7 protein-coding genes are annotated in these 8,616 nt (G+C 56.6%); 1 reads left to right on the top strand and 6 read right to left on the bottom strand.

Annotated elements, in window-relative coordinates; genetic code table 11:
- The 6 genes from IQ273_RS36020 to IQ273_RS26445 all read right to left on the bottom strand — a co-directional run.
- Positions 1-100 (bottom strand): transposase (locus tag IQ273_RS36020; protein ID WP_194021068.1); only part of this gene is annotated, 100 nt, incomplete at its 3' end.
- Positions 101-229: 129 nt separating this feature from the next.
- Entirely contained in the window at positions 230-1,828 is a 1,599-nt protein-coding gene (locus IQ273_RS26465; protein WP_194026131.1) for a glycosyltransferase family 39 protein, read from the bottom strand.
- A gap of 108 nt (positions 1,829-1,936) precedes the next feature.
- On the bottom strand, positions 1,937-3,199 hold the full coding sequence (locus tag IQ273_RS26460; RefSeq protein ID WP_228053922.1) for a hypothetical protein: 1,263 nt from the start codon (positions 3,197-3,199) through the stop codon (positions 1,937-1,939).
- Positions 3,200-3,480: 281 nt separating this feature from the next.
- Positions 3,481-4,989 (bottom strand): C-3',4' desaturase CrtD, encoded by a 1,509-nt coding sequence (gene crtD, locus IQ273_RS26455; protein WP_194026130.1) that lies wholly within the window; start codon positions 4,987-4,989, stop codon positions 3,481-3,483.
- Between the two features lie 222 nt (positions 4,990-5,211).
- Positions 5,212-6,141 carry a heterocyst differentiation control protein gene (gene hetR, locus IQ273_RS26450; RefSeq protein ID WP_194026129.1) on the bottom strand — a complete coding sequence of 310 codons (930 nt, stop codon included), beginning with the start codon at positions 6,139-6,141 and terminating at the stop codon, positions 5,212-5,214.
- Positions 6,142-6,921: 780 nt separating this feature from the next.
- Positions 6,922-7,587 (bottom strand): hypothetical protein, encoded by a 666-nt coding sequence (locus tag IQ273_RS26445; protein ID WP_228053920.1) that lies wholly within the window; start codon positions 7,585-7,587, stop codon positions 6,922-6,924.
- 471 nt (positions 7,588-8,058) lie between these two features.
- Here IQ273_RS26445 and IQ273_RS26440 point away from each other — a divergent pair, with 471 nt between their 5' ends.
- Entirely contained in the window at positions 8,059-8,562 is a 504-nt protein-coding gene (locus tag IQ273_RS26440; protein WP_194026128.1) for a Ycf51 family protein, read from the top strand.
- The last annotated feature ends 54 nt before the right edge of the window (positions 8,563-8,616 follow it).

The following is an 8,616-nucleotide window of genomic DNA, read 5'->3' as shown; positions in this document are numbered from 1 at the left end:
AGCCGCACTTCGGACACCGGATAACGCCGTCGGGCCAGCGCAACGTCCGAACGCTGTCGTAGCACTTGGCCTCTTCCAAAAGGTGTGTCAGGGTTAGCATGAGATCGCAGAGCAGGTGCACTTTAGTGTTCAGCCTAGCGAATACATCATCTGCTTGCAGGTCACCTCCCTGAAACACCTATTGAGCCTTAAAAATAGCTTTGCCGTAGGTGGGCACTGCCCACCAGTCTTAATTCGGTGACATTCCAGCCTGGGGCGGTATTAGCTGTACCAGGTCATTGGGGCCAAAGACCTGGCCATCTGAGGTAGGCAACATTTGCCAACCAGAGACAATGGTACTGCGCAGCACTGATGAGGGCTGGAGCACGAACAGGGTTGTCCCAGGGCGTGCCTCCATTACAGTTTGGAGCCGATCAGGCGAAGGTAACGCTTGATCGGGCAGCAGCCACAGTGGAGTATCAGGTCTGAGGTAGTGGCTGAGCGATAGGGCATCACCGAGAGCAACGCCGCTGGCTTCGATCAATAGCAGGGGTTGAGTGGTCTGATTGAGGTAGCGGGCAATGTAGATATTGGCGTAGCCTACGGTCTTATTCCACCAGGTCAAGGCCTGGTTGTTCGCGACGCCAGAGGCAATTCCCAGGGTGAGAAGCAGGGCCAGCAGGGTAGCGCCCATTGCCCTGGTTGGCCGCCGAGACGCCGTCAGCCAGTGGTTGATCAGGGGTGCGATCGCCAGCGGCAGGAGCACTAGCGACGGAAAGAAATATCGGGTATTGCGAGAGAGTTGTGCCGCCCTAACCACGTCGTTGCCAATCAGCACCAGCGGCGGAATCAGCAGCCCGCAGCCCAAGAACAATGCAGTCGAGCGCGGGTAGCTGCGCCATAGATAGACCAGGGCGATCGCCACCAGGCCCAATACCAGCGCCGGTCCCAGCCGCGATAAAGGATGGTCTAGGGGAACGTTGAAATCGATTAAAACGGCACTGTAGTGCAGCGCCCAGAGCTTGGCCAAAAAGTCTAGCGGTGCCGGTGCATTGCTCCAGTCTGTGACCGATCGCAGCCGTTCCCACTGGTTAACAATCGTCCATATCCAGGGGATAAACAGCCCCAACCCCAGGGCATGGGCCGTCACAAACCCTACCCAGGCCTGGCGGCGGCGTTCGCTCAGCGCCATAAACACCAGGTGACTCAGCCCCAGCAAAACCGTCATCAGCGAGCCGTACCAGGCCAGCCCCAGAGTCAGCCCATAAAGGATCCAGGCAGAGAGAGCCTTTTGTTGCAGCGCCCGCCACAGAGCACCATTGGCCAGCAACAATCCCACTATCCAGAGGGTGTACTCACGGGCCTCCTGGCTATAGATGATGTGTACGGGCGATGTCGCCATCAGGGCTACCGCAATCCAGGCGATCGCGGGCTGTAGGGGAAACAACTGTCGCGCCAGCCAGAACATGACCGGCAGGGCGATCGCCCCGAAAATAGCTGCGATCGCCCGATAGCCGCCTACCGATGCCCCAAACAGTCGCCCCCAGCCGTGAGCCAGCAGGTAGTACGTAGGAGGATGCTCGGGATGGGCCGATAGTGCATTCCAGGTGTCTACCAGCGATGGCGTTGGCGGTAGTTGCTGATAGCGCTGTAGATCTGCTGCGGTCAAATCGGGGCGATCGACGACCGCTTCACCCACCGCTGGCCCCATATAGCCTGCTACCCGCAGGCTGGTGTAGGCTTCATCGTGCCAGTAGGCCTTGCGGTCCAAATTGGCAAAGCGCAAGACCAGGCCCACTGCTATAGCAACAATCGCGACCCGTCTAACCCAAATCCATCCCTTTGCCAATGCAGTTCTCCTTAACGTGTCAGTGCCTAACAGCCCTTAACTCGGCCCACTTTGGCCGATTCCCAGGGCCATCATCCCAGACAGCTTGAGCAACTGCAAAAATAGAGCTTAGAACTGATAGCCCACGTCGCCAAAATTGGTAATTAACGCCACGTTAGCGTGCTCCAGGCTGGTGACCAGCCAGGGGACCTCTTTGCAGGTGCGGCGCTCGTGCAGGTTAAACAGCACCGAAAAGCAGCGTTCTAGCCAGGGCTTAGCCGCTGAGCAAAACAGCACCAGCCGCAGCAGCAGGCCCATCGTCAGAGTGTGGCCCACGTCGTTGACCAGGTGACGAAAGTTGCGAAACACGGGGCGCTGGGGGCTGTCGACCACCAAAAAATTGAGCAGGCGACGGCAGGTTTCAACCAGAATAAAGCTGTTCAGGGGCTGAGCGTCGAACTCAGCCAGGGTTTCGCGCAGGTACTGGCGCAGGTTGCGGGTAAAGTGGTTGCCGCTGTACTTCGGCTCTGTTGCAGCAATAGGGCCGATTAAATAGTCCACAAACTCATCTTTAAAGTCGCGAAACGAGCGTACGGTTTTGCTGTAAGTGGCAAACCAGCGAGCCTGATCGCGGTGGGTGCGGCCATTAATTTTGCCGGTGTAAAAGTTGAGCGCCTGCTCTAGCCCAGTGGCATCAAGCAGCGTAGGGTTGACCACCGGCCCGGCCCGGCCCGGAACCTGTTTCTGAGCATGGTAGCGAGCCAGACGAATACCCAAGTCAGTCTCGGCTCGGCGGCGCAGGTCGGTGATATTTTGCTTTTGCTCTTGACCGCTATCTTTGGTCAGTAAGCTGTTGTCGTATAGAAATGGATAGTGGCGAATGCGATGAGCCAGGGGCTGCTCTTCGGTCACCGTCGCCAGAGGAACCTCGGCCTCTCGCGATTGGCCCATAATTTGCTGCAGTCGCACCAGCGAGGCGTACTGCTCAGTCTGGGGAAACTCCTTGACCAGGTTGTAGACCTTTTGGGCTCTGGGGTTAGCACCACTGGAGGGGGGCAGCTCCTCAAACAGCCTCACCAGTTCTGGAATCGCCCAGTGATCGCGGGGCTGGGTGTACCAAAGGTTAATCAGGGTATAGCAGCAGCGGTTGAGCACATACTTGAACTCGCGATCGGCGGTGTCTTGTTCAGACAGACTCAGCAGAGCATTGGCTACCGAATTGTCTGGATAGCTGCTCACATTGAGAAACAAGCGGCGAAACCGATCGATCAGCTCGTGGGGAGCCTCCTGCTTGCGCCAGTACTGCCAGTGCTGGTAGAGCAAGTCTTCTAGGCTAGCCGGAGGGCGGCTAGAGTAGTTTGACCACGAATCTAAGGAATCCCAGGGACTCATGCTGCTGACCTGATTGTGAGGGCGGTAGACGTAGCGGCAACCCAGCGGGAGCCAACCTTGACCATCAATTTTATAAGCAGTGGGGCAAACAACGGAGTATACAAACTTACCCTGACACCATAAACAATACCGGGTAGTAAATTTTACCGAGGTTCATCCCAAACTTTTGGTCATAGGTTTCGTCAATAATACCTAGGTCAGGGGCAATCTTCTCAGCTATGGGGGATGCATTTTTTAAAGATTTCTTGAGGATTTACCCCATTCTGCTTTTTACTTTGGCTCTAGAGGGCCTCAATCTGCTTCACGACAGTTTGAGCTGAGTAGCTTACACCCGCTGTACCTTCACCAGGATGAGTACAATCGCCCACCAGCCACAGCCCTCCCACCGGGGTGCGGTTGGCAAAGCCGAAGGGGCCAAAGGTGCTTACCCGCATGCCCAGTCCACCAACGGTGCCCTGGTCGCGGGCGGTAAAGTGAGCAAAGGTGCGAGGGGTGGCGGCCTCGATATGGATAATGTGGTCAGCCTGAAGGTCAAAGTAGCCAGACAGCCGCTCGATCGCGCCATCGGTGTACGCCTGTTTCATCGCCTTGTAGTCGCTGGTTTGCCACCAGGGGGCAATATCAGTAAACGACGAAGCTACGATGGTGGCCCTGCCGTCGGGGGCGCGACCATCGCCGGGGCGGCTAACTGAAACAAAAAGCGTGTTGTTTTCGGCGATTGGGCCGTCGTAGTTGTAGAAAAACTGCAGGTGGGGCGGACAGTTGGCTGGAATGGCGGCCGCATCAACCCCCAGGTAGAGCACAAAGGCCCCGCTGCCAGAAGGCAGCGCTTCGACCCGCTGCCGGTAGCCGTGAAGGGTTTCATCACCCAGCAGCTGCACCAGATTTTGCACGGTTACATTGGCCACAACGTGGTCAGCGGGTTCCACCCAGGTGCATCCAGTTTTTTGATTCTCTACTTTAACCCCCGTCACCCTGCCCTGGTCGGTATGCACCTGCTGCACCCGATGGTTGAGCTGCACCAGGCCGCCGTCACGCACCAGCGCTTTTTCTAGGCTGTCGCTGAGGACCTGCATACTGCCGTGGAGGTGCCACAAGCCCTGGGGAGCCTGGGACATGCTCAGGGCGGTGGCGGCGTAGAGCACGGCGGTTTCGTCAGCGCTGACCTGAGAGTAGAGCTTAAGCTGAAGGTCGAGAAAGGTCTTGAGGCGGCGATCGCCCCCTAGTCCCAGCTGTCGCAGCACCTGACCTACCGTGGTAAAGGTATAGGGCACCGTTACCAGCGTATCGAGGCGCAGCGCCTGGGTCAGTCGCCACAGATCCCACGGGCTGCGGGGAGGCAATACCGGCTGCCGAGACTGAAACCGCCAGCTGGGCCGAAATAGCCGCTGCATGAGCTGCCAAAATGGCTCACTGCCCGGAAACTGCCGCTGCCGCTCGGCCTGCCAGGCGGCAGGGTCGCGCCACACGCGAATAGACTCAGTTTCCCCCGGCAAAAACACCGCGCAAGCCGGGTCGCAGGGGGTCGCTTCAGGCATGGGCAAGTCAAGCTCGCCAAAAATTTGGCGATGAATGCCCCCCGGCTCTAGCCCCGCCACCTGGGTTGCCCCTACATCAAAGGTAAAGCCCCGCCGCCTAAAGGTTGAAGCGCACCCCCCGGCCACCTGGGCCTGGTCAAACACCCGTACGGCATAGCCCCGATGGGCCAGTAGCGCCGCAGCCGTTAACCCACCTATACCAGCCCCCACGACCACGACTCGACGGCCAGACGACGAAGAGGCAGGGGCCATAACGTTACACTTCTTTACAACACCCTTAGTTTAGCCCAGGCTGAAGTGAGGATTAGCCCGATCGCATACGTTACTAGTAGACAGCGGCATAAGTGTGGTGACTAATGCCAATCGCGAGGGAGCCGGGGAGCTAGGGAGCCAAGCGAGCCGGAATAGTGGACTTATTTCAGCCTTCGAGTACTAGGGATATTGAGACGGCTTGAATAGTCTTAAATATCCCCACTAGTCGTACTCTCGGCGGCCAGCCGCAAACTGCAGCACCATAGGCATGCCGCCATCCTGGTGATACTTGTCGGCCCAGGCGCGCAGCATTTCATCAAGTTCTTCTAGGGCCACCTGGCGCTGCGTGGGGTCGATGTCAAAGACCTCGACCCCACGCAGTACACCGGTTTCTTCGCGTACCCAAGCCTGTAGCAGGCCAAAATAGCGGGCTACGTCGTCAATCATGGCAAATACGCGCTCCTGCTCTCCCTTGGGCGAGTAAGAGGCGCTGGCCAAAGCATATAGAGGAATATCTACCAGGGGCGAATCAATCTGAATGACGGTGCCCGAGTGCAGCAGCCGAAACTTGATGTGAGACAGCAGGGCGTCGCTACAGGGCATGCGCTGTCCCTTCGGCAGTTCCTCCTGCGACATTTCATGGAGCAGTTCCATCAGTTCGGTAAACTCGACCTGGTCTAAAATGCGGGCTTGAGGGGCGCTAGAGGGTAGGCTTTCTTCAATGCTTTTGCGCTCGCCAGGGGTCAACCCCTGAATGCGTACCCGTGCGTCGGTAGCGTTACAGGGAAAGTGCTCCTGCCACAAAAACGGGAGGGCAATCAGGTAGTAGGGTTCTTTTGAGTTGAGCACTTTCAGGCTTTGGCCCTCTGCCAGGGCAACCTGAATCTCTTGGACAATGGCTTTGACTCGTTTGGGTTCAACGTGGTACAGAAAGCCGGTTTTACGAATATTGTTGCCCTGCTCGATAAAGGTGCTGTAGATAGCGAGCTTGGCGGCAGTGGTGGCGGCGTCTAAAAAAGCTCCATAGCGATGCCCTCCCATTTTCATGGTGCTAAGGGCTAGGTTTAGCAGAATCCAGTCTGCGGGGCTATTGTCTACGGCACGCAGCAGGTCTTGTTTTAGATCGGGCGGAACTTGAGACTGATAGGTCACAGGATGGCGATTACTCAGACTAGGTAAATTACAGAATTTTTAGCCTCAGTAACTTACAGGGAACACTCAGGGAAGACCATGCAGAGGCTGCGATCGCAGCTTAAGAAGAAAGAAGCCGGTTCGAGTTATCTAAAACCATCTGAGTTGATAGTTTAGATTACCGCTTCAAAGGCTAGCCGAGCACAACAGTATCAGCACTCTAGGCCTAGGGCCTAGCGCTATCAGGCAGCCAGAGCAGTCCCCCTAACTAGCCTGTAGCTGGGGCTGACCATGCCCTTAACATAGCCTACGCCTAGATGTGCTGCGGCTTTCTATACAGAGAAGATGCTTCAGCTTCAAAGTATAGATTTAGTTGTCGAAAATACTTCACATTTTGACCTAAAAGAGCAATTACCTATTGCTCTGATTTAATCTAGCTAAGGCAATCTAGCTCAGACGGGAATGAGCTAGAGCGCATTCCATGGGGCTAAATTGTGCGTTTCTAAGTTGTGTCCATCATTCACCCACCCCTCATCCCGTAGTGGGGTTCAGGGTTCACGACTGGCCGTAAACCCTGAACCCTAAACCCTAAACCCTAAACCCTGAACCTTAGGGCTTTAGAGCTTGTCACAAGCCGCGCGATCGAGGACTAGAGGAGAAGCCGACTAGATTCAGACGCCTGGAATAGCTGTACTCGTAAGCCATAGCTTTACTCTTGCCCAGCGGGTAAGAAGGCTAGATCAGGCCAGCCTTTAGGCCTTTCGAAGGTGGCCTAAAGGCTGCGTTTTTTTAAAGATCAGGCTAAGAGCCGGGATCGGTAGGCTCAGCGGGGGGGACGGCCGGATCGACAGGCGCGGCTGGATCGACAGGCGCGGCCGGATCGGTAGGCGCGGCCGGTTCAACCGGCTGGGCGGCACCGCAGTAGCCATTAACCTCATTAATTAACTGTGATTCGGTTTGAGAGAGCGTTTCGATCGAGGCCACTGCGGTCATAGTCTGCTGCTGCGATTCTTCAATTTTGGCCGGTAGCTCGGCCTCAGACTCGACCTGTACCACTAGCTCCATGGCCTCGCGGGCGTCGGTCAGGGCGGTGCTAAACCCCTGCACCACCCCAACATACTCATCTCTAAACTGGCTGAGGTCTTCGTCGCGGAGGGTAGTAGATTGCAGATCGCCGACCAGGCCGTCGAGGTTGGTTACGACTTTATCTACAGCGGTGGTGTACTGGCCAGCGGCTAGCTTAATGTCGTCCAGGTTTTTGACCTGGGCCGCACTCTCGCTAAAGGTTTGAATTTCGGCCTCAAACTCCTGCATAAAGCCCTGGGTTTGGTTGACCACCTCGGCCAGCTGGTTGCACTGGGCTACTTTAGATGAGCCGCAGCCCAGCAGCAGCAGAGGCAGCAAAAGCCCTACCCCGCGCACGCCCCGTCGCCTTATGCTTCTACCTGTGCTTGCTACCTGTGTCATCGCTGCCGCCATCGTTTATTGCTACGGCTTCAAGTTTTACCCTGTCTTGGTTAGGTTTACAACCTAATTTATTGAGTTTTGATGGTGCCGGGGGAACGGTCGATCGCAGGCCAAAATAGAGGTCTTTGCAGTGTGTGATGGGTCTAGGGGAGCGATCGATCCCTAGACCCAGGCGTTCGACCAGGCTAGCGACTTAACCGCGCGATCGCCCCCCAAATCACGTTCCAATCGCTACCAGTTATCGCCCCTTACCGCAAAGACTGGAAAACTGCTGATAGGATCATGAAGGCAAAGGGTATTGCTAAATACCAGAGCAGGCGTTGAGGGGGCAATCTTCAGCTCAAAGCTCTGGTATCAGGAACGGTGTAGTTATCACCCAGGGGAGCTTTTCCGGATTGGAGCAGGGCTTCTGCGATATCTTTAATGAGCCACTTTCTTTTGCTGCCTTAACTCTACGGATGCGATCGCGAAATGCTCAGCCCAGATGATTTTTTAGTGGCCACCCAGTGGGTTGGTCTTGGTACCTTGGCCCTGGCCCTATTGGCGGTGCTGGCCTTTTTCTTGAAGTGGGGCATTCGGTTTCGCCTCGTCGGCGCAGCCGGGTTCTCTGCCGTGCTCACGGTGGGCCTCCTGGGCTTGAGCTTTGAGCCATTCTCCCGCATTGCTGTGCCGGGGGCTATGCCCTACACCACCGTCTACGACTCGGGGGCCAGTCAGATTGTAATCACAGTGCCAAACACTATGAGCCCCGAGACGCTAGACGCCACCCTGCGCCAGGCCGCCAGCAACTTGTTTAAGCCCTACCGTCTGGGTCTGCCGGGTCAGATTGCCACCGTTCGGGCTCGCACGATTGCCCATGAACCCGGCGGCATCTCTAACCTAATCTACCTGGGCCAAATTCAGCCTAACCCCAAAGGCTCCGAAGAAGCGTTTCACGTCCAGATCGACCGCTCAAACTGGCCTATCCCCTCCTAGTCCCCACCCTGAGCGAAGCCGCTCCCCGTGTACACCGTCCTCACTCCCCTGCTT

Source organism: Nodosilinea sp. LEGE 07298 (genome assembly GCF_015207265.1).
Lineage (GTDB): Bacteria > Cyanobacteriota > Cyanobacteriia > Phormidesmidales > Phormidesmidaceae > Nodosilinea.
This window is presented reverse-complemented; position numbering and strand designations above follow the sequence as displayed.